A 22,970-nucleotide genomic window follows, 5' to 3' on the forward strand; every position below is an offset into this window, starting at 1 on the left:
TCTGCCGTGGCTCCGACCCCCTGGGCAGAGCGGCCATTCCGGCCCGTGCCACGGCAAAATCGGTTGCCGTTTCTCCGGGCCGGAGTGCACCATCGAAGGGTCGCCGATGAGTCAGGCGGCCCGCCACGGTCTCAACGTCCGTGAGCCACACACCTTCACCCCGTGACGGAGAATCCCCTATGTCTACGCGCATGCCGGCCGCGGCCAGCCACGCACCCGCCGAGGCGGGCCGCACCCCGGCCGTCGTGCTGTGGCTGGTGGCCGCCGCGTTCGTCGTGATCCTCAACGAGACGATCATGATGAACGCGATCCCGCAGCTCATGGAGGGGCTGGACATCGACGAGGCCGCTGCCCAGTGGCTGTCGACCGCCTTCCTGCTGACGATGGCCGCAGTCATCCCCGTGACCGGCTGGTTCCTGCAGCGGGTCACGACCCGCGCCGCGTTCGCGACCGCGATGACGATCTTCATCGTCGGCACGGTGCTGGCCGCGGCGGCCCCGGCATACCCGGTGCTGCTCGTGGCACGGATCATCCAGGCGTCCGGCACCGCGATCATGATGCCCCTGCTCATGACGACCCTGATGACGGTCGTCCCCGAGCGTGACCGCGGCCGCGTGATGGGCAACGTGACGCTCGTGATGTCGGTGGCCCCCGCCCTCGGCCCGGCAGTCTCGGGCCTGCTGCTGGGGCTCGGTTCGTGGCGACTCATGTTCCTCACCGTCCTCCCGATCGCCGTGGTCGTCACCATCGCGGCGCTGCGCCGGCTACCCAACGTGGGCGAGCCGCGGCAGGTGGGCATCGACTGGTTCAGTGTCGTCGTGGCCGCGCTCGGCTTCGGCGGCCTGGTCTTCGGGCTCAGCCGGTTCGGTCAGGGGCTCGGCGCACTGCCGTGGCTGCTGGTCGGGGGCAGCCTCGTGACCATCACCGTCTTCGTGCTGCGCCAGCTGCAGCTGCAGCGTCGCGGCAACCCGCTCCTGGACCTGCGCACCTTCCGGCACCGGGTCTTCACCCGCGCGGTGCTGCTGCTGTCGGTCGCTTTCATGGCGATGCTCGGCGCGATGCTGCTCCTGCCGCTCTATCTGCAGCAGGTGCGTGGCCTCTCCGCGCTGGAGGCCGGCCTGCTGGTGATGCCGGGTGGCATCGCGATGGGCCTGCTGGGTCCCCGCGTCGGTCGGGTCTTCGACCGGTTCGGCAGTCGCGTGCTGATCATCCCCGGCGCGGTCGGCGTGGCCCTGGCCATGGGATCGCTGACCCTGATCGACACGCAGACGCCCTACTGGCAGCTGCTGGCCGCGCACATGCTGCTGATGGTGAGCCTGGCCGGCGTGTTCACCCCCACCTTCACCCTGGGGCTGGGTGACGTCCCGGGCCACCTGTACTCGCACGGCAGCTCGCTCCTGGGCACCCTGCAGCAGGTTGCCGGAGCACTCGGGACCGCGATCGTGATCACGATCATGACGGCCCGTGCGGACCGGCTCATCACCAGTGGCACGGCGCCCCTGGAGGCCACGGTCGAGGGCATGCGCTGGGGCTTCGGTTTCGGCGCGGTGACCGCCGTGATCGTCATCGGGCTGGTGCTGCTGATGCCGAACCGACTGCCGCAGCAGGAGGCAGGTGAGCAGGAGCCGGGCCGGGACGAGGCGGGGCTGCAGGAGACAGGGACCTCCGAGCTCTCGGAGCCACTCGAGGACGAGCTCACCCCCGACCCGGCCACCTGACCTCGCTCAGCCGGCGGACCGGCCCTGCCCGGCCGGTCGACTGACCACTCAGCCGGCCGACTGACCACTCAGCAGGCCGACGGACCACTCAGCCGGCCGACTGACCACTCAGCAAGCCGACTGGGTGCAACACGTGCACGGGTCCTACCCACGATCTCGCGAGATCTCGGGTAGAACCCGTGCACGTCTCAGTGAGGGCTCGGCAACGTGGCGTTCGAGGCGGTCCGAACCTCCCTCACAAGGCGTTCGAGGCGGTCCAAACCTCCCTCAAAAGGTGAATGAGGCGGTCCGAACCTCCCTCAAAAGGTGAATGAGGCGGTCCGGACGTCCCCAAAAATGGGTCAGGGGCGGGCGGACTCGCCGTCGACGCCGTCGCCGGTGGCCTCGTCCAGCTCCTCCGCGGCTGCGGCCGCGCGCAGCTGCTGCTCCGTCGGCGCGGTGCGGCCCAGCTCGACCGGCAGCTCCGGCAGCTCGGCGCCCAGCACGTGCTCGGCGAGGAACCCGGAGACCACCTGGTACCAGACCTTCGCGTGCTGCGGGGACAGGATCCAGTGGTTCTCGTTGGGGAAGTACAGGAAGCGGTGCACGGTGGTGCCGTCGTCACCGGCGGGCAGACCCGAGGACGACAGCAGCTCGTACCAGAGGCGCAAGCCCTCACCGATCGGGACGCGGTAGTCCTTGTCCCCGTGGATCACCAGGACCGGGTTGACGATCTTGTCCACCGACAGGTGCGGGCTGTTGGCCTCGCCCATCTCGCGGGTCATCTCCCGCTGCCAGAAGAACGCCGCGTCGGTGGTCGGCCCGAACTGGTCCAGCGCCCACAGCGACGCGTGCGTCACGATCGCCCGGAACCGGTCGGTGTGCCCGGCCACCCAGTTGGCCATGTAGCCACCGAAGGACCCGCCCATCGCGGCGGTCCGGGTCTCGTCGATGTCGTCCCGCGCCACGACCGTGTCGGTGATCGCCATCAGGTCCTCGTACGGCGCCTTGCCCCAGGTGCCCCACCCGCGCTGGATGAAGTCCTGCCCGTAGCCGGTGGACAGGGCCGGGTCGGGCATGAGCACCGCATAGCCCTGGGCGGTCATCAGCCAGGGGTTCCAGCGCCAGGTCCACGCGTTCCAGGACCCCAGCGGCCCGCCGTGGATCCACAGCAGCAGCGGGTGCGGCCCCTCGCCCTCGGGCAGCGCCAGCCAGCCCCGCACGCGGGTGCCGTCGGCCGCGGTGGTCTCGACGTCCTCCAGCCGCCCGGGGATCTCCGGGCGCTCCACCGGCCCGGGGAGTGCCGCCACAGCGCCGGTGGCCAGGTCGATCGCCACGACCTCCGGAGGGAAGAGGTAACCGGACCGGACGGCATACGCCCGGGTCCCGTCGGGGGACACGACCACCTCGCCGTAGGCGGCGTCGTCGGTGGTCACCGGGCTCACCTCACCGCTGCCCACGTCGATCCGGAAGATGGGGGAGCGGCCGTTGTCGTCGGCGGTGACCAGCACGGCGCTGCCGTCCGGCAGCCACGCGGCGGGGCTCGCCCAGCGGTCCCAGTCGGCGGCCAGCGGGGTGCGCCCGCCGGTGGCCAGGTCCAGCAGGTGCAGGACGGGACGCGGGGCGCGCTCGGGGGTGCTCTTGCGGTCGACGACGATGAGCGCCCGCGCGCTGTCCGGGCTGATCAGCGGGTCATAGAACTCGTGCTCCGCCTCGTCGGCCAGCACCGTGCGCTCACCGCTGACCAGGTCGATGCGCACCAGCTGGCTGCGCTGCTCGCCCCGTGCCTCCGGCACGGTCAGCGACACCAGGGCGAAGGTGCCGTCGGGGCTCACCACGGGGGTCGCGTCCCGCATGCGGGCACCGACCCCCTCGCTGACCCAGCGCAGCCGCAGCGGCGGGACGTGGTCGGTGGTGGTCGGTCGCTTGGGCTCGTCCTGCTCGTCGGGCTCGGCGACGAACAGCTGCGGCGCGGAGGGCCCCAGGTCGGCGTCCCAGTAGCGCACCGGGTAGCTGTCGTGCAGGATCGCCTGCACCCCGCCGTCCTTGCGGGCCTTGTGGATCGCCGCGTGCGTCTTCTCGTCCGTGGCCCCCGGCAGCAGGCCGGCGACCACCAGGGTCACCTCGGCGTCGCGGGCACACAGGACCTTGCCGACACCGCCGGGCCGGGACAGGACGACGCGCGCCTCGCCGCCGCCGGCCGGGATCTCCCACAGCGCCGCCTCGGGCGTCTCGTCGTCGGCGTCCGGGTTGGGGCGGGCTGAGGTGAAGTACAGGGTGCCGGTGCTGCTGAAGGCCGCGCCCGCCTCACCCTTGGCGCTGCGCGTGATGCGGTATGCCGGACGCTCACCCTGTGGGTCCACCCCCCACAGTGCGGTGGCATAGCCGGTGCCGGCCTTGGTGATCGTCGAGACCGTCGTCACCAGGCGTGTGCCGTCGGGGCTCAGGGCCAGCCCGCTGAGGCGGGGCATCGCGACGTAGTGGTCGAGATCGTGGAAGATGGTCGGGGACGGCTGCGGCTCCGAGGTCATGGCAGCAACCCTAGTATCCCGAGACCCGGGAACCTGCGGCAGTTCGCACCCCCGAGGGGCGAGGAGGGACCGATCGATGAGCGCCGCGCGCTCGAGCACGGACGTGGAGACGATCGTCGTGGGCGGCGGTCAAGCCGGCCTGGCCGCGGCCTACCACCTGACCCGGCGCGGGCGGGAGTTCGTCGTGCTGGACGCCGGGGAGCGGGCCGGTGAGAGCTGGCGTCGGCGCTGGGACTCGCTGCAGCTGTTCACCCCCGCCGGGTTCAGCCACCTGCCCGGGTGGGCGTTCCCCGCACGTCGCGACGCGTTCGCGACCAAGGACGAGATGGCCGACTACCTGGCCGGCTACGCGCGCCACCACAGCCTCCCCGTCGAGCACGGGGTCCGGGTCACCGGCGTGGAGCGGCTCGGGGCGGACTACCTGGTGACGACCGCTGGTCGGACCTGGCGGGCCCGCAACGTCATCGCCGCGACGGGAGCGCACACCACGCCGCGGGTCCCCGCCTCCGCGGCCGAGCTCGACGAGGGCACGCTCCAGCTCTCCTCGGTCGACTACCGCAGGCCCTCGCAGGTGCCGCCCGGGCCGGTCCTGGTCGTCGGTGCGGGCAACTCCGGCGCCGAGATCGCCCTCGACCTCGCCCGGGCACGGGGCACCGCCGGCCCGGACGTGTCCCTGTCCGGTCGCGACGTCGGGCACATCCCCGGTCTCGGGCGCGCGTCGTCGGCCTTCCGGCTGATGCAGCTGCTCGGTGGGTGGGGAGCCCAGCTGGTGAGCCGCCGCCTCGGCGGGTCAGCGGACCCGCTCGGCCGGGTGCGGCCCGCCGACTTCCGCGAGGCCTGCGTGGCGCGGCTGCCACGGGTGGTCGGCGTGCGCGACGGGCGGCCGCTGCTGGCCGACGGCACCACCTGCGAGGTGTCCACGGTCATCTGGTGCACCGGTCTGCGGCCCGACTTCGGATGGGTGCGGCTGCCGGTCCTCGACGCTGCCGGCGTGGTCCGGCAGGAGCAGGGCCTGACCGAGGAGCCCGGGTTCTTCGTCCTCGGTCAGCCCTACCAGCGCAGCATCGCCTCCCACCTGGTCGGCGGTGTCGGCCGGGACGCGGCCCACGTGGTGGACCGTCTGCTCCGCCGCCCGGCCTCCTGAGGTGCCCAGCGACTGGCTGGCGGGACAGCCTGACCCGGCCCCTCCGCATACCGGAGGGTGGGGAGAGCCGGCCACCCGGCATACTGGGGCGGTGGGGGAATCACCGGACGACGCGGGGCGTTGTGCGTCTAGAGGAACCTGAGGAGGACTGACGTGATCGAGCCGAGTTCGCTGTACCGCCTGGAGGCTGACACCGAGCGGCAGCCGCTGCACACCCCGCTGCTGCACGTGGCGCTGGAGGGCTTCATGGACGCGGGGCACGTGCGCGGCCAGCTGACCGACCACCTGCTGGAGCACCTCGAGCACACGGTCGTCGCGTCCTTCGACATGGACAGCCTGATCGACTACCGCTCGCGGCGCCCGATGATGACCTTCGACCGCGACACCTACTCGGCCTTCGAGGACCCGTCGCTGATCCTCTACCGCGTGATCGACCGCTCCGGAGAGCCGTTCCTGCTGCTGGACGGGCTCGAGCCGGACTACCACTGGGAGGCCTTCGCCGAGGCCGTGCACCAGCTGTGCCTGGGCTTCGGCGTGCGCCGCATGGTGTCGGCGAGCGGGGTGCCCATGGCCGTGCCGCACACCCGCCCGATCGGCGTCACCCGCTATGCCAGCAACCGTGAGCTGATCGGTGACGTGGAGCCGATCTTCGGCCGCGTCCAGGTCCCCGGCAGCGCCGAGGCCCTGCTGCACCTGCGGCTGGGCGAGGCCGGTGTCGAGACGATGGGCGCCGCCGTGCACGTGCCGCACTACCTGGCCGAGGCGCGCTTCGGTGACGCCGCCGTCGCTGCCCTGGACACGCTCGTGGGCTACACCGGTGCGGACCTGCCCCGGGACGAGCTGGTCGCCGCGGCGGGTCTGAACCGCGCCGACATCGCCAAGGAGCTCTCGCAGAACGAGGAGGCGGCCGAGGTCGTCGCCGCGCTGGAGCAGCGGTACGACCGGTTCGTGGAGGGTCAGCGCAAGCGGAGCCTGCTGGCGGCCGAGGTCGCCGAGATCCCCAGCGCCGACGAGATCGGTGCGCAGTTCGAGGACTTCCTGCGCGCACAGTCCGACGACGACGAGCCGGCGGGGGAGTAGCCGCTCCTCGTTCGGCCGGCCCGACCACGCAAGCGGTCCCGGAGCCGCCGGGAACCGGCTCGGGGACCGCTGCGTGAGGCCCTCATGGGGGTCGGGCCCGGGGGACTCGTCAGTTGGCCGCGACCGAGATCGACGCGGTGGACACTGGCGAGAAGAACGGGAAGCCGGTGAACGCCGACGAGCACGACGGACGGTTGGCCGTCACGTTCGGGATCGCGGCCGGTGACTTGCAGCTCGGCATGTTGACCGTCAGGACGGCGTTGCCGAAGCCGGTCTTGCCGGTGATCTCCCACGCGTTGCCCAGGGTGCCGATGACCAGGATGCTGCCGCTGGGGCGCTGGACGGTGACATTGCACTCCGGCGTGCCGAGCGTGACCGTGCCGCCGCGCCAGGTCTGGTCGAAGTCGTTGACCTTGCTGGCGCTCATCGTGTGGCCCAGCGTCGTCGCGGAGCAGGTGGGCACCGGCGTGACGTCGCTGCAGACGATCGTGCCGTCGTCGGCAAAACCGGTGACGTAGGCGCCCGCGTCGCACGACTGGCCGGCCAGACCGGAGACCCCGTCGGCGCCCTGCGGCCCGGCCGGTCCCTGCTCACCCTGTGCGCCCGTCTCGCCCTGGATGCCCTGCTCGCCCTGGGGGCCGGTCGCACCCGTCTCGCCCTGGGGGCCGGTCTCGCCCTGGGGTCCGGTCTCTCCCTGGGGGCCCATCTCGCCCTGCGGACCCTGCGGTCCGGTCTCGCCCTGGATGCCCTGCTGGTTCCAGGTCACCGGCAGCTCCGGGGGACGGCACTGGTCCTGCCAGTTCTCGTCCTGGGAGTCGATGAACCGCAGCTGACCCTGGTTCTTGTGATAGCAGGCGTGGATCAGCTCGGTCTCCCCAGCATCCTGCATCGCAAAGGATCCCACTCCGGCAAAAATCATGGCCATGGCACTCGCCGCCACCGCCAGGGATCGCCATTGTGCAGTGAACATTGTGCTGCCCCTCTCACGAAGTGATGATGCGGAAGGCTGACCCGGCCGGTTGGCGGGGCGCTCCTTCGCGGCACTCACGCTAGGAAGATCCGGCGAGGACGGCATCGGGCGAATGCCCTATTTCTCGCACCTTTCGGGCACCGCTCTAGGGCAACCGCCCTAGCCGAGTCGACACGACGGGCAAACGCAAAGGACCGGTCGAGCTGCTCGACCGGTCCTTCGGTATGCGGCTGGGTCACCCTCAGCTGTTGTCCCACCTCGGCGGGGGCGGCGGGAACTGCTGCGTCCGCTGGTCGTCGTCCAGCGGGTCCTCCGCGGACTGGTCACCGTCGGCACCGGTTGCGCCGTCGTCGTCGGTGTCGGGGTCGGTCCCGCTGTCTGCGGCGCTCCCGGGCTCGGGGTGCCCGGTGCCGTAACCGGGGGGCGGCGGGATGTCGGAGTAGGGCGACCGGGCGGGTGCCGGCTGCTCCGGCGTCGTCTGGCCCGGGGTCCACGCAGTGGCGCCGCCGCCCGAGGACGGCTGGTCGCTCCCGTACTGCTGCTGGCTGTACGGCTGGCCCTGCTCCTGCGGGGTGCCGTAGGCCTCGGTCTGGTCCCGGTCGCCGTCAGCCTGCTGCTGGTCGGCGCCGTACTGTCCGTAGCCGGTTGACCCGTAGCCGGCGACGGGCGGGTAGGCCTGCGTCTGGTCCTCCTGGCCGTAGCCCTGCCCCTGGGGGTAGCCGTAGGGCTGCTCGCCATACCCCTGGCCCTGCTGGCCCGTGCCGTAGGGCTGCTCGCCGTAGCCCGCCTGCTGGCCGTAGCCGCCCTGGGTATAGCCGCTCTGTCCGTAGCCGCTCTGTCCGTAGCCGCCTGCCGGCGGGTACGCCTGGGTCTGGTCCTGGCCGTAGCTTGCCGGCGGGTACGCCTGGGTCTGGTCCTGGCCGTAGGGAGACGGGGGATAGGAGGACTGGTGCGGGTCGGCATACGGCTGGGAGGGGTAGCCGCCGGCGGCCGGGGGAGTGCCGTAGGAGCTGTACTGGTAGGGGGTCTCGACGGGCTTGGGCTCCTTGCTGCGGGTCAGCAGCGCACCGAGACCGAGCAGCACCGCCAGCCCGAGGAGGATGCCGCCGAGGACCAGGCCGAGCTGGCCGATGAGCCCCGGCGCGGAGGTGCGGGCGGCGTTGGGGCCGACGTAGACGCCGGCGTCCGTCCCCTCGCAGGTCACCACGTAGCTGTCCGCCTCCAGGCCGGAGGGGGTGCGCGCGACCTCGAAGAACTCACGGTCGCCCACGTCGACGGAGTAGGTGGAGGTCGGGCGCTCCATCACGTCGTCGCCGACCCTGCAGACGACGTCGTTGCGCACGTCCTCCTCCGCCCACAACGACATGCCGGAGTCCGGGATGCGCACGGACTGGCCGGAGTTGATGCCGGTCATGTTGGGCGTGGCCGTGTTGAGCACGCCGAACAGCCCGAGGCCGAGCAGGACCAGGCCCGCCACGGCGCACAGGGCACCGAGCGCCCCGAGTGCCCTGGTCGGACCGCCGGATGTCTTCTCCCCTTGAGCCATGGCCGGAATCTATCGCACGGAGGGGGCAGTCCGAAGCCGGGCAGCGGGGCCCTCCGGGTGGCAGGATGACGCTGGAAGCGTCGCGAGCAAGCAGCGGCCGAGACGACAGGGAGGGCCCGTGGGCCTGTTTGGAATCGGCAAGGACGACGACCCGGAGGCCGCCGCGGCGGTCGAGGAGGCAGGCGTCGGCGCCAAGACCGCCAACGCCATCGTGGGCAAGCTGATGGACATCGGCATCGACGGCCTCGGTCCGCTCGACTCGGTGGCGCGCGTCGTCGACGAGGCCCTGGGCAAGAAGGGCGACCGCGAGAAGGCGATCGACGACATCGTGCGCACCCACATCAAGATGGGCGCGGCCGGCGGGTTCCTCACCGGCATCGGCGGGTTCGTCACGATGGTCGCCTCCATGCCGGCCAACATCGCCGGCTTCTACGTGCTGGCCACGCGCATGGTCGGCAGCATCGCCCAGCTCCGCGGCTACGACCTGAGCCGGCCCGAGGTCCGCGCCGCCGTGCTGCTGACCCTCGTCGGCGCCGACAGCCAGGACCTGCTGGCCAAGGCCGGTGTCGTGGGCACCGGTCGGCTCGCGCAGGTGGCCATGGGGCGCCTGCCGAAGGCGGCGGTCATGGTGATCAACAAGGGCGTCGGCTTCAAGCTCGCCACCCAGCTCGGCAGCAAGACGCTGAGCCGCTTCGGGCGCTTCGTCCCGGTCCTCGGCGGCGGCATCGGCGCGGGTGTCGACGGCTTCCTGATGAACCGGATCGCCGACCACGCCCGCGAGGAGTTCCCGGCGCGCTGACCGGCGCCCGGCGACGGGCGCGACCACGCGGCATACCCAGGGGTCCGGTGGTCGCGCTCCTCGTCCACAGGCCACGGCGCACCCCTGTCGCGGGGGTGCGCCGAGCCGCACCGTGGGGTGATGACGACCTCACAGATCCGAGTCCGCGGCATCGCCGAGCTCATCGCGACGCTGCCGATGCAGCTGGGCTACCGCCCGGAGGACAGCCTCGTCCTGGTCCTGCTCGACCCACCGGAGCAGGCGCCGACCGCCGCCAGACCCTCGGGCGCGATCCGGGTCATGTGCCGGTTCGACCTCCCGCACGACGCGGGTGGCTACGAGGAGGCGCTGCGGGCCCTCACCACGGTCCTGCGCCGACAGGCGTCCGGCGTGGCCGAGCTGGTCGCCTTCGAGGACGAGGAGGGCACCGACGCCACCGAGGTGCTGCGCGCCGTCGCGCGGCTCTGTGCCCTCGAGGGGGTGGGGGTCGACCGGGTGGCCCGGGTCCGCGGTGACCAGTGGCTGGAGGTGGGGCCCGAGGACCTGCCGGCCGTATGGCGCGTGCTCCCCTCCGTGGACCGCGTCCCCGCCGCGGCCGACCTGGTGCTCGCCGGCGCGGCCGTGGGGCCGGGCCGGGCCGAGCTGTCCCGCCGGATCAGGGAGGGCGACGCGGTGCGGCAGGCGGAGGTGCTCGCCGAGGTGCAGGACTACGTGGCGCGGTTCGAGCGGGCCGTGGCACCCGGTGGGGAGGCGGCGGGCGAGCCGGAGGAGGGGGGCCCCCCGGGAGGGGACCCGCTCGCGGTCCTGCGGGCGGAGGCCCACTGCCTGCGGATCCACGCCCGGTTCGTCGAGCGCGGGGCGCGGGCGTGGCGGCGGATCCTCGACGCCACGCCGGAGGGTCCGTCGGTCGCTGACCTGCCGTCCGCCGTCCTCGCGCAGGGCCTGACGGTGCTCTGGAACCGTGAGTTCCGGGACGGGTTGATCGCCTGGCTGGCACCCGGCAACCTCGGGCCGGGCCTGCTGCCGGGGGAGATCACCGACGCCCTCGTGCGCCACCTGCCGATCTCGCGGGTGGGCGGGCCGGCGCCGGTGGACCGGCTCGTGGACCTGTGCGCGCTGGTGCCCGACGAGATCGCCGCACCCCTGCTCACCGTGACGGCCCAGGTCGCGTGGGCGCTGAACAAGGGGACCCTGGCCAACCTCGCGATCGAGCGTGCACTGCAGGTGGAGCCGGACTACTACCTGGCCCGGCTGACCGACCAGCTGCTCCAGCACGTGGTGCGTCCGCCCGCCGGCCCCTTCGCGGCCACCGCCTGAGCCGTGGCGCCACGGTCGAGCACACGTCGAGCGCTACCCCTCCGGAGCAGATGGCGCCATAATGGCGCCATGCCCAGCATCCAGATCAAGGACGTCCCGGAGGAGACTCACGCGGTGCTGCGACGCCGCGCGGCGGCGGCTCACCAGTCGCTGCAGGAGTACCTGCTGACGCGTCTTGTCGAGGAGGCGGCACGCCCCACCCTGGACGAGATCCTCGATAGGGCGGGTTCGCGGTCCGGCGGCGAGGTGCCTCTGGCCGACGCGGTCTCGGCGATCCGGTCCGACCGTGCTCGTCATTGACGCCAGCGTGCTGGTCGTGGCACTCGCCGATGACGGAGCGGACGGGGAGCGCGCCCGGTGGCGGCTGCGCGGTGAGCAGCTCTGCGCACCGGACCTGATTGACCTGGAGGTGGTGTCGGTGCTGCGCAGGCTCACGAGCGTCGGCCGGGTTCTGCCCCATCGGGCTGAGCTCGCACTCTCCGACCTCCGCGAGATGCCGCTCCAGCGCGCAGGTCACCGAGATCTGGTCCCTCGGTGCTGGGCACTGCGGGACGACCTGACGCCCTACGACGCGGCGTACGTCGCGCTGGCCGAGCTGTCCCGGGCGCCGCTGCTCACCGCCGACGAGCGACTCGCCGGCGCCGCGGGTCCGCAGTGCGCCATCGAGGTCCTGCCCGCGAGGGGGTGAGCGTGTAGCCTCCCCCTAGAGGAAGGCTGCACCCTGACAGAGAGTGGATGACATGACGATCATCGTTGGATACGTGCCCACCAAGGAAGGTCGCGCCGCCCTGCGTCGTGCGGCCCAGGAGGCGTCCCTGCGCCACCTCAAGCTCATCGTGGTCAACTCCCACCGCGGAGGCCGCGACTTCGACGCCAAGGAGGCCCAGCGCTTCGAGAACGAGCTCGCGCGGGTGCAGGAGCAGCTGGACGCCGAGGGGATCGAGCACGAGGTGCGGGCGCTGGTGCGCGGCAACGAGCCCAGCGAGGACCTGATCGCCGTCGCCGAGGAGACCTCGGCCGACTTCATCGTGATCGGGCTGCGCCGCCGCACCCCGGTCGGCAAGCTGATCCTCGGCTCCAACGCCCAGCGGATCCTGCTGGACGCGACCTGCCCCGTCCTCGCGGTGAAGGCCGACGAGGTCGAGGACTGACCTGACCACAGACTGACCGGTCGGGCCTCTCCGACCGCCGGGACGGCCCGGGTGCGCCACGGCGTGCCCGGGCCGTCCTGATGCTCCGGGAGGGCGGGTACCGACCGCAGCGGCCTCGTGCACGGCTCACGCGCTCGGCGAGAAAAGGGGGCGCGGGGCCTACCGCGGAGCGCTTCGCCACCCCTAGACTGACGCGCAGGCTCTCTCCCGTGACGTCGGAAGCAGTTCCGCATGAGCAAGCCCGCCATCCTGACGGTCGATGACGACCCGATGGTCTCCGCCGCGATCACCCGTGACCTGCGTGATCGCTACGGCGGCGACTACCGGGTCCTCGGCGCGACCTCGGGCGCCGACGCGCTCACGGTCCTGGACCGCCTCGCGCTGCGCGACCAGCAGGTCGCGCTCATCGTCACCGACCAGCGGATGCCGGCGATGGCCGGGATCGAGCTCCTGGAGCAGGCCCGGCCGCAGGCGCCGACGGCCAAGCAGCTGCTGCTCACGGCCTACGCTGACACCGACGCGGCGATCCGGGCGATCAACGACATCGGCCTGGACTACTACCTCCTCAAGCCGTGGGACCCGCCGGACGAGCGCCTCTACCCCGTCGTCGACGACCTCCTCGAGGACTGGCGACGTGCCCACCCGGCTCATGCGCCCGACCTGCGGGTGGTGGGTCACCGCTGGTCGGAGCGGTCCCATGCGACCAAGACCTTCCTGGCCCGCAACCACGTGCCCTACCGCTGGGTCGACGTCGAGGAGGGCGAGGAGGGAGAGCGGCTGCGTGAGGCGGCCGACGCCTCCCTCGAGGACCTGCCGCTGGTCCTCGTCCCGGACGGCACGGTGCTGCGCTGCCCCTCGAGCATGGAGCTGGCCACGGCGCTGGGGCTGCGCACGCGGGCCGAGCAGCCGCTGTATGACGTATGCATCGTCGGCGGGGGACCGGCCGGTCTGGCGTCGGCCGTCTATGCGGCGTCGGAGGGGTTGCGGACCGTGCTCGTCGAGCGCGAGGCACCGGGCGGGCAGGCCGGGCAGAGCGCCTCCATCGAGAACTACCTCGGCTTCCCCCGCGGGCTCAGTGGGTCGGACCTGACGCAGCGGGCCGTGGCCCAGGTGGTCAGGTTCGGCGCCGAGATGGTGGTCGCCCGCGACGTGGTCGGGCTCGAGCAGCGGGGACCCGTGCGGGCGGTCGTGCTGGACGGTGAGGGCGAGATCGAGGCGCGGTCACTGATCGTCACCACCGGTGTCTCCTACCGCCGGCTCGACGCCCCCGGCGTCGACCAGTTCACGGGTCGCGGCGTCTACTACGGCGCGACGGCGAGCGAGGCGATCCAGGTGGCCGGCGACGACGTGTTCGTCATCGGCGCCGCCAACTCGGCCGGTCAGGCTGCGCTCAACCTCTCCCGGCACGCGGCCAGCGTCACCCTCCTGGTGCGCGGCGCCGCGCTGGAGGACTCGATGTCGCAGTACCTCGTGGACCGGATCCGCGCCGCGGACAACATCACGGTGCGGCACCGCACGGAGGTGGTCGACGCGCGCGGCGACGGGCACCTGGAGTCCCTCACCCTGCGCGACCGGGACACCGGTGCGACCGAGGAGGTCCCGACCAGCTGGCTGTTCGTCTTCATCGGCGCGGTCCCGCGGACCGACTGGCTGGGCGACCTGGTCGCCCGTGACGACAAGGGCTTCGTGCTCACCGGGCCGGAGCTGCTCCGCGCCGTCGACGGTGCCTGGACCCAGACACGGGCCCCGTTCGCCCTGGAGACCAGCCTGCCCGGCGTGTTCGCCGCCGGCGACGTCCGGCTGGACTCGATGAAACGTGTCGCCTCCGCCGTCGGCGAGGGTGCCATGGCGGTGCACTTCATCCACCGCTACCTCGCCATCACCTGAGGAGCAGCCCGTGGACACCGCCGACCTCCGCCCGATCGAGCTCTTTGCCGGCCTGAGCACGGAGCAGCTGCAGGAGCTCCTCGACGCGGGGGAGGAGGTGCTCTTCGGACCAGGAGACCACCTGTGGACCGAGGGCGAGCACGCCGACGACTGGTGGGTCCTCATCGACGGGGTGGTCGAGCTGGTGCGGCGCGCCGAGCGCGAGGAGATGGTCGTGGGGCGGATGGACGCCCCCGGCCGCTGGGCCGGCGGGTTCCGGGCCTGGGTCGAGACCGGGGTCCACCTCGCCGGGGCGCGCGGGCTGACGGCCGGCCGCGTGCTGCGGGTCCCGGCGACGTCGCTGCGTGACCTCGCGGCGCGGTGGTTCCCGTTCGGCAGCCACCTCATCAAGGGCATCTACGGCATGGCCCTGTACGTCGAGTCGACGGCCCGGCAGCGGGACGCCCTAGCCACCCTCGGCAAGCTCGCCGCGGGCCTGGCCCACGAGATCAACAACCCGGCCGCCGCCGCGACCCGCGCCGTCGACGCCCTCGGTGCGGCCGACGACCGGCTGTTCGCCTCCCTCAGCGAGCTGGCCCAGCAGGGGATCTCGGCGGACCAGTTCGTCGCCCTGGACACGCTGCGCCGCGACCTGGCCTCCCGGCCGGCCCCGGCCTACGTGGACGTCGCCGACATCGAGGACGCCCTCGCCGAGCGGCTGGAGGCCAGCGGCGTCGACCGCTCCTGGGTGATGGCGCCGGTCCTGGCCGCCGCCAACGCCGACCAGGAGTGGTGCGAGCGGCTCGCCGGCGTCGTCGACCAGCGCTCCCTCCAGGCCGGGCTCGACTGGGTGGTCAGCAGCCTGGAGGCCACCGTCCTGCGCGCCGAGATCACCGAGTCGACCCGGCGCATCTCCGAGCTGGTCGCCGCGGTCCGTTCCTACTCGCAGCTGGACCGTGCCGCGCTGCAGCAGCTCACCGTCAGCGAGGGCCTCGAGAGCACCCTGCTGGTCCTCGGACACCGCCTGCGCGACGGCGGGGTGGAGGTGGTGCGGGACTACGGCGAGGTGCCCCGGATCGAGGGCTACGCCGGCGAGCTCAACCAGGTGTGGACCAACCTCATCGACAACGCCATCGACGCGATGGACGGCACCGGCAAGCTGCGCATCGCGACGCGGGCGGGGGAGGACGGTGGGGTCGTGGTGGAGATCGCCGACACCGGCCCGGGCATGCCGCCGGAGGTCGTGGAGCGGGCCTTCGAGGCGTTCTACACCACCAAGCCGGTCGGGCAGGGGACCGGGCTCGGGCTCGACATCGCCCGCCGGATCGTCGTCGAGCGCCACGGCGGCACGATCGACATCGACTCCCGGCCCGGTGACACGGTGCTGCGCGTCGGGCTGCCCGCCGCCCCACCCACGTGAGGGAGGTGGCTGACCCGGCCATGCGGCATACCCCCGTTCTTGCCACCAAGCTGTTCGTGCCGGCGCGGCGGGCGACCTCGGTGCCGCGCCCCAGACTGTTCGCGCAGCTGGACACGACCCTGGCGGCGGGCAACCGTCTCACGCTCCTGTCCGCCCCGGCAGGCTTCGGCAAGACCACCCTCATCACCGACTGGCTCGCCGAGCTGGGGTCGCGGCCCGCGGAGACCCGGGTCGGGTGGTTGTCCCTCGATGCGGACGACAACGACCTCAGCCGCCTGCTCGCCCACCTGACCGCCGCCCTCAGCCGCTCCGGGATCGAGGTCGACCCCGCGCCGACCGCGACGCACGACGGCTCCCCGGCGACGGCGATGACCGGCATCCTCAACGAGGTGACGCGCGCCGCCGAGCGCTCGCCGGGGACGCACTGGGTCCTGGTCTGCGACGACTTCCACGTCCTCACGGACCCGGGCGCCCACGAGGCGTTCTCCTTCCTCGTCGACCACGTCCCCCCGGAGCTGCACCTGGTGGTGGCCACCCGGGCCGACCCGCCCCTGCCCCTGGCCCGGCTGCGCGGGCGCGGGGAGCTCACCGAGCTGCGGGCCGCCGACCTGCGCTGCACACCGGGTGAGGCGACGGAGTTCCTGAACCGCGTGATGGGGCTGAGCCTGACCGACGCCGACGTGGCGGCCCTCGAGGAGCGGACCGAGGGGTGGATCGCCGGGCTGCAGCTCGCCGCGCTGTCCCTGCGCGGCGTCCACGAACGGCACGCGGTGGACGCCTTCCTCGAGGACTTCACCGGCAGCAACCGGTTCATCATCGACTACCTGGTCGACGAGGTCCTGGCCCGCCAGCCCGCCGAGGTCCGCCACTTCCTGCTGCGCACCTCCGTCCTCGACCGGCTGACCGCGAGCCTGTGCGACGCCGTCACCGGGCGCGACGACGGCAGCACGATGCTGGACCGGCTCGAGCGCGGCAATCTGTTCGCCGTCCACCTCGACGACCAGCGCCACTGGTACCGCTACCACCACCTCTTCGCGGACGTGCTCGGCGCGCGCCTGCTGGCCGAGCACCCGGAGGAGCTGCCCGTGCTGCACCGGCGGGCCAGCGACTGGTTCGCCGCCCACGACCTGCCCGTCCGGGCCGTCCGCCACGCCCTGGCCGCGGAGGACCTCACCCGGGCTGCCCGCCTGATGGAGGAGGCCCTCCCGGCCGTGCGACGGGCGCGCCAGGACAGCCTGCTGGTGACCTGGGTGCAGGCGCTGCCCGACGCCGTGGTGCGCCGGAGCCCGGTCCTGAGCCTCGTCGCCGCCTGGTCGCAGCTCGTCGCCGGCCGGCTCGACGCCGTGGAGGGCCACCTCGACGCCGCCGGCCGGGCGTTGGCGGCGGGCGCGGACGACCCCGACCTGGCAGGGGAGTGGGCCCCGACCGAGGACCTGCGCACCGCACCCGCCATGATCGCCGTCTACCGCGCCGCGCTCGCCCAGGCACGCGGGGACGTGACCGCCACCGCCGGTCACGCGCGCGAGGCCCTGGACCTGGCGGGCCCCGAGGACCACTTCGTCCGGGCAGCCGGTCTGGGCTATCTCGGGCTGGCCGGCTGGGCCAGGGGTGACGTCGCCGAGGCCCTGACGACCTTCGACTCGGCGGTGCAGAGCCTCCACAGCGCAGGCAACCTGGTCGACGAGCTGGACGCCACGATCGTGCGGGCGGACATGATGGTCGCGCTGGGCCGGCCGGGCCGCGCGCGTCGGCTCTACGCGGACACCCTGGAGCGCGTCACCGCCGCGGGGGAGCCCTTCCCCAGGGTCACGGCCGACCTGCACGTCGGGCTGGCCGAGCTCGATCTCGAGCTGGACGACCTGCCCGGTGCCGAGGAGCACCTGGAGACGGCCCGCGCGCTCGGACACCGTGCGTCCGTCACGGAGAACCGGCACCGCTGGTTCGTCGCCTCCGCAGGGGTCCGGGCCGCGCGGGGTGACTACCAGGCTGCGGCGGGACTGCTGGACCGGGCAGAGGCGCTGTATCGGCCCGGGTTCTATCCGGAGGTCCGCCCTATCCCGGCGGTCAGGGCCCGTGTGCAGATCGCGGCGGGAGACCTGGACCCGGCGTGGGTGTGGGCGCGGGAGCGCGGCCTGGGCGTCGAGGACGCGCCGGTCTACCTGCGCGAGTTCGAGCACCTGACGTTCGTGCGGCTGCTGCTGGCGGGGCAGCACCCCTCGCACGGAGCTGACCCTGCCGATGACGCTGCGCCGGCCGACGCCGCACTGCGCCTGCTGGACCAGTTGCACGTCGCGGCCGGTGGCGCGGGCCGTGCGGGCAGCCTCGTCGAGATCCGCTGCCTGCAGGCGCTCGCCCACGGCGCCCGGGGCGACCGCGAGCAGGCCCTGGCCGCCCTGGAGTCGACCTGGCTCGAGGCCCCCGAGCCGGCGGGGTGTGTCCGGCTCTACCTGGACGAGGGCGAGCCGATGCGTGAGCTGCTCCGGCACGCCGTCGCGCACGGCGCACCGGTGCCCGAGCGCCTGCGGCGGCGCCTGGCCAGCGGCAACCCGACGACGTCCAGGACACATCCCGTCCTGGCCGACCCGCTGAGCGCGCGCGAGACCGAGGTGCTGCACCTGCTCGACAGCGACCTCACCGGCCCGGAGATCGCCCGGCAGCTCTATGTCTCGCTCAACACACTGCGGACCCACACCAAGCGCATCTACACCAAGCTCGGTGTCACGCACCGGGCCGCGGCCGTGCGCCGGGCCCGGGACCTCGGTCTCCTGTAGGGGGCGGGGCGGGCACCGGCCGACGATCACATCGGCAGTCACCACACATGGTGACGACCGGTCACCCCGGCGCGCCCTACGTTGCGGAGATCCGCGGCACTCCCGCCACGGACCGCACGAGAGCTGGAGCAGGTCATGGCCATCAACCCCACCACCCTCACCCGGGGCGCCGCGCTCTCCGCCATCGCTGGCGGAGCCCTCTTCATCGGCGTCCAGATCGGGCACCCCCACATGGACGTCGAGTCCATCACCACCACCGAGGTGATCGTCCGCAACACCCTGAAGCTCGTGATGGTCGCCCTCGTCCTGTGCGGCATCACGGGCATGTTCCTCAGCCAGGTCCGCCGGAACGGCGTCCTCGGGCTCATCGGCTACGTCCTGTTCGCGCTCGGCTACCTGCTCATCATGGGCACCACCTTCGCCTCGGCGTATGTGCTGCCCGCCATCGCGGACACGGACCCCGCGTTCGTCGCGGACGTCATCGCGGCGGGCACCGGCGGCAGTCCCGCCGGTGACCTCGGGTGGTTGGCGGTCGCCTTCCAGGTCCAGGGCGCCGCCTACCTGGGTGGTGGGCTGCTGCTGGGCATCGCCCTGTTCCGTGCGGGCGTCCTCGCTCGCTGGGCGGCCGCGCTGCTCGCGCTGAGCGGCGTCGTCAGCGCGGCGCTCGTGGTGATGCCGGACGCGTTCTACCGCCTGCTGGCCTGGCCCAACGGCATCGCCATGATCGGTCTCGGCTACTCCCTGTGGGCCACCACCCGTGCCGTGAGCACCGCCACCTCCGCGGCGGGTGCTGTGGGCGACGCGCCGGTGGCGATCGCGGGTGCGGAATGACACCGCACACCAGCACGGTGCTCCGGGCCGAGCAGCATCAGGCCGGTGGTCCCGGGCGGTCGAGCTGGCTGGTCCCCGCCGCGCTGGTCGCGCTCGGCACGGTCCCGGTGGTCGCGGGCTCGCTCCGTCTCGCCGACCTGTCCGGGGCCGCCACGGGTATGCCGGTGGACCCGCGCTACGACGCCTCACCCCTACCTGTCGTGACCCACATCGTCTGCGCCACCGTGTTCGCCATCGTCGGAGCCTTCCAGTTCGCGCCGCGGCTGCGCCAACGACGTCCTGCCTGGCACCGGCGGGCCGGGCGCGTGCTGGTGGTGGCGGGACTGGGTGTGGCCCTGTCCGCGCTGTGGCTCAACCAGTTCTTCCCTCGGGCGGAGGCCTCCCGCGAGGTCCTGTATCCCCTCCGGCTCGCGTTCGGCACGGCGATGGTGGTCACGATCGTCCTCGGGTTCCGTGCGGCGCGCCGCCGCGACTTCACCCGCCACCGCGCCTGGATGATCCGCAGCTACGCGATCGGCCTGGTCGCCGGCACCCAGGTCCTGACCCTCGGCCTGGGTGCGCGGATCCTCGGCACCCACGACGTGACGACAGCGTTGCTCATGGCCTTCGCCTGGGTGGTCAACCTGGCCGTGGCGGAGCGAGCGATCCGCACCGGCCCACGGCGTCGTCGGGCACCGGAGCGCTCGGCGCAGCCGGCGTCGCCATGAGCGACGGCCCGGACAGGCGAGCCACCCCGGGCGTCGAGGACGCAGGGCGCGGCTACCAGATCACCCTGGCCGGGCACCTCGACGCGCACTGGTCGACCTGGTTGGCCGGCCTGACCCTCACCCACGAGGAGGACGGCACCACGACCCTGCGTGGCGTCGTGTCCGACCAGGCGCAGCTACACGGCCTGCTCGGCAGGATCCGCGACCTGGGCGTCGCCCTGATCTCCGTGATACCACTCGGCCCCGGCAGCACCGACCCCATCCATCCCAGCAGCACCGACCCCATCCATCCCAGCACCACCGAGCCCACCCAGGAGTGACCCGTGTCCACGCTCACCACGGAACCACGCACCACCCACGTCCCGCCCGAGCTGACGCTCGTGCAGCTCCACCTCATGCGCGCCGGCTTCCTCCTCATGGGCGTCGGGATCGCCCTGGTGAAGTGGCCACTGCTCATCGACGGCGCCGACTCCCTGCCCCTGTTCGAGGGAGTGGTCGTCTGTCTGCTCACCGCCATGTCCCTCCTGGCCTTCCTGGGGCTGCGTTATCCGGTCAGGCTGCTCCCGCTGCTGCTGTTCGAGGTGGCGTGGAAGCTGCTCTGGCTGGCGGTGGTGGCCCTGCCGAGTGCCGTGGCAGGCGACCTCGACCCCGCTACGCAGGAGGTCGTGGTCAGCTGCTCCCTGGTGGTCGTCATCATCGCCGTCACCCCGTGGCGGTATGCCTGGCGCACCTATGCGCGGGCCCCCGGCGACCGGTGGCGCTAGCCACGCGACGGGGAACAAAGAGCAACAGCGCAGGTCAGCACGGGTTGTCCCACCGCGGGAACATCGCCGCGAACTTCCTGGTTCTATAATGTCAACAGGTGCCTATCCGCTCCCTCGAGTGGATCGCCTGGATTGCCAACACTCACATACGTCCTGGGCGCTCCGCCGTGCCCGGCGCGCTTCCCCCGAGTCCGCCGCCCTCGAGCTCCCCACGAAAGTAGCTGGTGCAACCCGTGACAGCCAAGAAGGCCTCCTCCACACCCCCCACCGTCGAGCTGCCTGCAGAGTTCAGCAAGCCCGAGCTCGAGACCCTGTTCAAGCGGGGCAAGCAGTCCGGCGAGCTGTCCCTCTCCGAGGTGCGTGACGCCCTCGAGGCCGCTCAGCTGCCCAACAAGAAGACCCAGACCAAGGTGCTCAAGGTCCTCTCCGACAACGCGATCCATGTGGTGCTCGACGGCACCGAGGCGACCCCCGCCAAGCGCACCGCGCGCAAGACCACTGCGCGCAAGACGGCGCCCGCCAAGACCACGGCAGCCAAGACGACTACGGCCAGGACCACGGCGGCGAAGACGACCGCGGCGGCGGCCGACGGCGCGGCGCCCGCCACGACCGCGCGCAAGAGCACGGCCAAGGCCGCCACCTCCACGACCGCGGCCGCCAAGGCAGCCGAGGCCGAGAGCACCGACGAGGCCGCGCCGGCCGCGAAGACGACCGCGCGCAAGACGACGGCCCGCAAGACCGCCACCAAGGCCACGACGACGCGCGCCGCGGCCAAGGCTGCGGCTGGCGAGACGCCCGCGCCCGCCAAGAAGACCACCACCCGCAAGACCGCGGCCGCCAAGAAGGCCGCCGCCGCGGAGGCGGTCGAGGACGAGGACGTCGAGACAGACGACGAGGACGACGAGGATGCCCGCGAGGGCGAGGTCGTCGCCACGCCGACCCCGGCAGCCGGCGCCTCCGACACCGAGCGCGGCGGCTTCGTCCTGAGCTCCGGTGACGACGACGACGCGCCCGCCCAGCAGGTCGTGACCGCCGGTGCGACGGCCGACCCGGTCAAGGACTACCTGAAGCAGATCGGCAAGGTCGCGCTGCTGAACGCCGAGCAGGAGGTCGAGCTCGCCAAGCGCATCGAGGCCGGTCTGTTCGCCGAGGAGCGTCTCAACTCCGGCGACAAGCTGGACGCCAAGCTCAAGCGCGAGCTGTGGTGGATCGCCTCGGACGGCAAGAACGCCAAGAACCACCTGCTCGAGGCCAACCTGCGACTGGTCGTCTCGCTGGCCAAGCGCTACACCGGCCGCGGCATGCTGTTCCTGGACCTGATCCAGGAGGGCAACCTCGGTCTGATCCGTGCGGTCGAGAAGTTCGACTACACCAAGGGCTACAAGTTCTCGACCTACGCGACGTGGTGGATCCGCCAGGCGATCACCCGGGCCATGGCCGACCAGGCCCGCACCATCCGCATCCCGGTGCACATGGTCGAGGTCATCAACAAGCTGGCCCGCGTGCAGCGTCAGATGCTGCAGGACCTGGGCCGGGAGCCCACCCCGGAGGAGCTGGCCGCCGAGCTGGACATGACGCCCGAGAAGGTCGTCGAGGTCCAGAAGTACGGGCGCGAGCCCATCTCGCTGCACACCCCCCTGGGCGAGGACGGCGACTCCGAGTTCGGTGACCTGATCGAGGACTCCGAGGCGGTCGTCCCGGCCGACGCGGTGTCGTTCACGCTGCTGCAGGAGCAGCTGCACTCGGTCCTGGACACGCTCTCCGAGCGCGAGGCCGGTGTCGTCTCGATGCGCTTCGGCCTGTCCGACGGCCAGCCGAAGACGTTGGACGAGATCGGCAAGGTCTACGGGGTCACGCGTGAGCGGATCCGCCAGATCGAGAGCAAGACCATGAGCAAGCTGCGCCACCCGTCGCGCTCCCAGGTCCTGCGCGACTACCTGGACTGATCAGCACGACCCGGCCGGTCGGCATACGACCGGTTGCCTGTGCCCTGCCCCGCACGTCGGGGCGGGGCACAGTGCGTCTCGGGGGTATGCCGTGGGGTCGCGGCCCGTGGACCCGCCGGCTCAGCAGTCGTCGGCTCAGCGTCGCAGATCGAGAGCGAGCACCAGGTCGAGGGCGTCCTCCACCGCGTCCAGGTCGGCGCGGGCGAGGTGGTCGACCCTCCGACCGAGCCGGGTGACGTCGACCGCCCGCAGCTGTTCGACCAGGACGCAGGTGCGGCGTCCCGCGAGCCCGACCTCCGGCCGGAACACCCGCGGCGCGACGGACGTGGACGTCGGCGCGAGGAGCACCGTGGACAGGGGGAGATCCTCGGACCGGAGGATGACGGCGAGTCGCCTGCCGCGCTGCTCATGACCACGTGCGCGCGGGTTGTGAGGCACCTGTGGCTATCCA

20 protein-coding genes are annotated in these 22,970 nt (G+C 72.4%); 16 read left to right on the forward strand and 4 right to left on the reverse strand.

The window, feature by feature from the left end:
* Positions 1 to 179: 179 nt before the first annotated feature.
* A complete protein-coding gene (locus DA085_RS17740) occupies positions 180 to 1,718 on the forward strand; it encodes an MDR family MFS transporter (RefSeq protein ID WP_237565592.1) in 1,539 nt (512 codons plus the stop codon).
* A gap of 341 nt (positions 1,719 to 2,059) precedes the next feature.
* On the opposite strand, the gene DA085_RS17745 is transcribed toward DA085_RS17740, so the two are convergent.
* Positions 2,060 to 4,228, reverse strand: a complete 2,169-nt coding sequence (locus DA085_RS17745; RefSeq protein ID WP_109474331.1) for a S9 family peptidase — start codon at positions 4,226 to 4,228, stop codon at positions 2,060 to 2,062.
* 76 nt (positions 4,229 to 4,304) lie between these two features.
* Here DA085_RS17745 and DA085_RS17750 point away from each other — a divergent pair, with 76 nt between their 5' ends.
* Both DA085_RS17750 and DA085_RS17755 read left to right on the forward strand, forming a co-directional pair.
* Positions 4,305 to 5,372: a flavin-containing monooxygenase gene (locus DA085_RS17750; protein WP_161958543.1), complete on the forward strand. Its 1,068-nt coding sequence runs from the start codon at positions 4,305 to 4,307 to the stop codon at positions 5,370 to 5,372.
* 153 nt (positions 5,373 to 5,525) lie between these two features.
* Positions 5,526 to 6,452, forward strand: a complete 927-nt coding sequence (locus DA085_RS17755; protein WP_109474333.1) for a PAC2 family protein — start codon at positions 5,526 to 5,528, stop codon at positions 6,450 to 6,452.
* A gap of 109 nt (positions 6,453 to 6,561) precedes the next feature.
* On the opposite strand, the gene DA085_RS21895 is transcribed toward DA085_RS17755, so the two are convergent.
* On the reverse strand, positions 6,562 to 7,422 hold the full coding sequence (locus DA085_RS21895) for a hypothetical protein (protein ID WP_272914501.1): 861 nt from the start codon (positions 7,420 to 7,422) through the stop codon (positions 6,562 to 6,564).
* 241 nt (positions 7,423 to 7,663) lie between these two features.
* Positions 7,664 to 8,968 carry a hypothetical protein gene (locus DA085_RS21420; protein WP_154402246.1) on the reverse strand — a complete coding sequence of 435 codons (1,305 nt, stop codon included), beginning with the start codon at positions 8,966 to 8,968 and terminating at the stop codon, positions 7,664 to 7,666.
* Positions 8,969 to 9,086: 118 nt separating this feature from the next.
* Between DA085_RS21420 and DA085_RS17770 the strand changes: the two genes are divergently transcribed.
* The 13 genes from DA085_RS17770 (at position 9,087) to DA085_RS17830 (ending at position 22,519) form a co-directional block, all read left to right on the forward strand.
* On the forward strand, positions 9,087 to 9,767 hold the full coding sequence (locus DA085_RS17770) for an EcsC family protein (RefSeq protein ID WP_237565593.1): 681 nt from the start codon (positions 9,087 to 9,089) through the stop codon (positions 9,765 to 9,767).
* A gap of 120 nt (positions 9,768 to 9,887) precedes the next feature.
* The gene (locus DA085_RS17775; RefSeq protein WP_109474337.1) at positions 9,888 to 11,063 is read left to right on the forward strand and encodes a DUF4192 domain-containing protein; all 1,176 of its coding nucleotides are present in this window, start codon (positions 9,888 to 9,890) and stop codon (positions 11,061 to 11,063) included.
* 69 nt (positions 11,064 to 11,132) lie between these two features.
* Positions 11,133 to 11,363: a FitA-like ribbon-helix-helix domain-containing protein gene (locus tag DA085_RS17780; protein ID WP_109474338.1), complete on the forward strand. Its 231-nt coding sequence runs from the start codon at positions 11,133 to 11,135 to the stop codon at positions 11,361 to 11,363.
* Positions 11,350 to 11,751, forward strand: coding sequence for a type II toxin-antitoxin system VapC family toxin (locus DA085_RS17785; RefSeq protein ID WP_109474339.1), 402 nt, complete (start codon positions 11,350 to 11,352; stop codon positions 11,749 to 11,751). The genes DA085_RS17780 and DA085_RS17785 overlap by 14 nt, the downstream gene beginning before the upstream one ends.
* A 52-nt stretch (positions 11,752 to 11,803) precedes the next feature.
* Positions 11,804 to 12,214 carry a universal stress protein gene (locus tag DA085_RS17790; protein ID WP_109474340.1) on the forward strand — a complete coding sequence of 137 codons (411 nt, stop codon included), beginning with the start codon at positions 11,804 to 11,806 and terminating at the stop codon, positions 12,212 to 12,214.
* A gap of 231 nt (positions 12,215 to 12,445) precedes the next feature.
* Positions 12,446 to 14,101, forward strand: coding sequence for an NAD(P)/FAD-dependent oxidoreductase (locus DA085_RS17795; RefSeq protein WP_109474341.1), 1,656 nt, complete (start codon positions 12,446 to 12,448; stop codon positions 14,099 to 14,101).
* 10 nt (positions 14,102 to 14,111) lie between these two features.
* Positions 14,112 to 15,500, forward strand: coding sequence for a sensor histidine kinase (locus tag DA085_RS17800; protein ID WP_109474342.1), 1,389 nt, complete (start codon positions 14,112 to 14,114; stop codon positions 15,498 to 15,500).
* A 5-nt stretch (positions 15,501 to 15,505) separates the two neighbouring features.
* Positions 15,506 to 18,271, forward strand: a complete 2,766-nt coding sequence (locus tag DA085_RS17805) for a winged helix-turn-helix domain-containing protein (protein WP_202619301.1) — start codon at positions 15,506 to 15,508, stop codon at positions 18,269 to 18,271.
* A gap of 135 nt (positions 18,272 to 18,406) precedes the next feature.
* Positions 18,407 to 19,102, forward strand: a complete 696-nt coding sequence (locus DA085_RS17810) for a hypothetical protein (RefSeq protein ID WP_202619302.1) — start codon at positions 18,407 to 18,409, stop codon at positions 19,100 to 19,102.
* Positions 19,099 to 19,809, forward strand: coding sequence for a DUF2306 domain-containing protein (locus tag DA085_RS17815; protein WP_109474344.1), 711 nt, complete (start codon positions 19,099 to 19,101; stop codon positions 19,807 to 19,809). The genes DA085_RS17810 and DA085_RS17815 overlap by 4 nt, the downstream gene beginning before the upstream one ends.
* The gene (locus DA085_RS17820) at positions 19,806 to 20,129 is read left to right on the forward strand and encodes a hypothetical protein (protein ID WP_202619303.1); all 324 of its coding nucleotides are present in this window, start codon (positions 19,806 to 19,808) and stop codon (positions 20,127 to 20,129) included. Before DA085_RS17815 ends, DA085_RS17820 begins: the two co-directional genes overlap by 4 nt.
* A 3-nt stretch (positions 20,130 to 20,132) precedes the next feature.
* Positions 20,133 to 20,573 carry a hypothetical protein gene (locus tag DA085_RS17825; RefSeq protein ID WP_109474345.1) on the forward strand — a complete coding sequence of 147 codons (441 nt, stop codon included), beginning with the start codon at positions 20,133 to 20,135 and terminating at the stop codon, positions 20,571 to 20,573.
* Between the two features lie 233 nt (positions 20,574 to 20,806).
* Positions 20,807 to 22,519, forward strand: coding sequence for an RNA polymerase sigma factor (locus DA085_RS17830; RefSeq protein ID WP_109474346.1), 1,713 nt, complete (start codon positions 20,807 to 20,809; stop codon positions 22,517 to 22,519).
* A gap of 135 nt (positions 22,520 to 22,654) precedes the next feature.
* Here DA085_RS17830 and DA085_RS17835 read toward each other — a convergent pair whose 3' ends face one another.
* Positions 22,655 to 22,957: a type II toxin-antitoxin system PemK/MazF family toxin gene (locus DA085_RS17835; RefSeq protein ID WP_109474347.1), complete on the reverse strand. Its 303-nt coding sequence runs from the start codon at positions 22,955 to 22,957 to the stop codon at positions 22,655 to 22,657.
* Positions 22,958 to 22,970 lie beyond the last annotated feature (13 nt).

This window comes from Ornithinimicrobium cavernae (assembly GCF_003121625.1).
Classification (GTDB): domain Bacteria; phylum Actinomycetota; class Actinomycetes; order Actinomycetales; family Dermatophilaceae; genus Ornithinicoccus; species Ornithinicoccus cavernae.

Excerpts from the sequence above, each read along its gene's own strand:
- DA085_RS17775 (WP_109474337.1), top strand. The coding sequence starts at position 9,888 with ATGACGACCTCACAGATCCGAGTCCGCGGCATCGCCGAGCTCATCGCG.
- DA085_RS21895 (WP_272914501.1), bottom strand. The coding sequence starts at position 7,422 with ATGTTCACTGCACAATGGCGATCCCTGGCGGTGGCGGCGAGTGCCATG.
- DA085_RS17790 (WP_109474340.1), top strand. The coding sequence starts at position 11,804 with ATGACGATCATCGTTGGATACGTGCCCACCAAGGAAGGTCGCGCCGCC.
- DA085_RS17815 (WP_109474344.1), top strand. The coding sequence starts at position 19,099 with ATGACACCGCACACCAGCACGGTGCTCCGGGCCGAGCAGCATCAGGCC.
- DA085_RS17780 (WP_109474338.1), top strand. The coding sequence starts at position 11,133 with ATGCCCAGCATCCAGATCAAGGACGTCCCGGAGGAGACTCACGCGGTG.
- DA085_RS21420 (WP_154402246.1), bottom strand. The coding sequence starts at position 8,968 with ATGGCTCAAGGGGAGAAGACATCCGGCGGTCCGACCAGGGCACTCGGG.
- DA085_RS17810 (WP_202619302.1), top strand. The coding sequence starts at position 18,407 with ATGGCCATCAACCCCACCACCCTCACCCGGGGCGCCGCGCTCTCCGCC.
- DA085_RS17795 (WP_109474341.1), top strand. The coding sequence starts at position 12,446 with ATGAGCAAGCCCGCCATCCTGACGGTCGATGACGACCCGATGGTCTCC.
- DA085_RS17750 (WP_161958543.1), top strand. The coding sequence starts at position 4,305 with ATGAGCGCCGCGCGCTCGAGCACGGACGTGGAGACGATCGTCGTGGGC.
- DA085_RS17820 (WP_202619303.1), top strand. The coding sequence starts at position 19,806 with ATGAGCGACGGCCCGGACAGGCGAGCCACCCCGGGCGTCGAGGACGCA.
- DA085_RS17745 (WP_109474331.1), bottom strand. The coding sequence starts at position 4,228 with ATGACCTCGGAGCCGCAGCCGTCCCCGACCATCTTCCACGATCTCGAC.
- DA085_RS17740 (WP_237565592.1), top strand. The coding sequence starts at position 180 with ATGTCTACGCGCATGCCGGCCGCGGCCAGCCACGCACCCGCCGAGGCG.